At 51.9% G+C, this 1,323-nt stretch carries 1 protein-coding gene; it reads left to right on the top strand.

The window, feature by feature from the left end; translation table 11 throughout:
• Positions 1 to 103: 103 nt before the first annotated feature.
• On the top strand, positions 104 to 1,306 hold the full coding sequence (locus P2G88_RS19415) for an IS4 family transposase (protein ID WP_275799315.1): 1,203 nt from the start codon (positions 104 to 106) through the stop codon (positions 1,304 to 1,306).
• Positions 1,307 to 1,323 lie beyond the last annotated feature (17 nt).

The raw sequence follows: 1,323 nt of genomic DNA, 5'->3' as shown, positions 1-1,323 counted from the left end.
CTAGCGAATCCCCTCATAAAACAAAGCAGATTCAATAAGATAGACACGCATGGTGCTAAATGATCTAATTCATTTCGCCAAAAACCAACTAGAAATCAACACCATGCGTGATATTGCTATCTTACACGATTTGCTCACGAAGCAATGCCCTGAAATTCATGCCAAACGGGTAGATTCCCTGATGCTGGCTACCGCCTCTCTGCTAGGTGGTAACCAACTGTCGCTCACTCAGTTGGGGCGTAACATCACTGGGCCTGTGTCGGCGAAGCACAATATCAAGCGCATGGACCGACTGTTAGGGAATGTCGGCTTACACCAGCAGCGTAGCGAGATTTATCGCTGGCACGCCCGGCTGCTTTGCGGTGCTAATCCCATGCCGATTATATTAGTGGATTGGTCAGATGTCCGGGAGCAGCTAAGGTTGATGACGTTGCGGGCTTCCGTCAGTGTCCGTGGTCGCTCGGTGATACTGTATGAGCGTACTTTCACCTTTGCCCAATATAACTCTCCAGCATCCCACAATGCCTTTTTGCAAGAGTTGGCAGATGTGTTGCCAACAGGCACTTGTCCATTGATTGTGACGGATGCCGGATATCGTAATACCTGGTTTCGCCAGGTGGAAGTCATGGGCTGGTTTTGGCTGGGGCGGATACGTGGAGAAGTCGGCTTTCAGCCTGCGGGACAATCCCAATGGCACAGCAATAAATCCCTCTATCCCACCGCAGTCAGTCGGGCTAAGCATATCGGCGCGGTACAGCTAGGGCGTAAACGCCCCATTGATTGTGAACTGCATTTGTACAAAGCCAAGTCCAAAGGACGAACCGACCGGCGCTCATCCAAGGCTGGCCGTTCCCACACCGCGCAGCGCAGTTACCAAACCGGCAGTAAAGAGCCCTGGCTGTTGGCTACCAACTTGCCGCCCGCCTACTTCAGCGCCAAACAAGTCGTCAACCTGTATGCCAAGCGCATGCAGATTGAGGAAAGCTTCCGTGACCTGAAAAGTCCCCAATTCGGCATGGGCTTGCGACATTGTAAAAGTCGTTGCCCTAAGCGCTTGGACATTCTGCTATTGATTGCTCTGCTGGCCACCCTGGTACTCTGGTGGATAGGTTTGTTTGCCTTAAAAGTAGGATGGCAACGGAAGTTTCAGGCCAACACCGTTTCCAATCGGCCTGTTCTATCTGTTGTAAGGTTGGGAAAGGAGGTCAGGAAACGGCCTAACTATCTTATCTCTGAGCAACGTCTACTCTGGGCTTTACACGAATATTCTCGTCTGGTCCACACGCTGGGGAGACCTGAATTATGAGGGGATCCCCCAGCGCC

Source organism: Aliiglaciecola sp. CAU 1673, from assembly GCF_029223185.1.
Taxonomy (GTDB): Bacteria; Pseudomonadota; Gammaproteobacteria; order Enterobacterales; family Alteromonadaceae; genus Bowmanella.
Note: the sequence above shows the minus strand (reverse complement) of the source record. Positions and strands in the feature narration are given on the sequence as shown.

What these genes read in the sequence shown, in the direction of transcription:
- P2G88_RS19415 (WP_275799315.1), top strand. Translation starts at nt 104, where the DNA reads ATGCGTGATATTGCTATCTTACACGATTTGCTCACGAAGCAATGCCCT.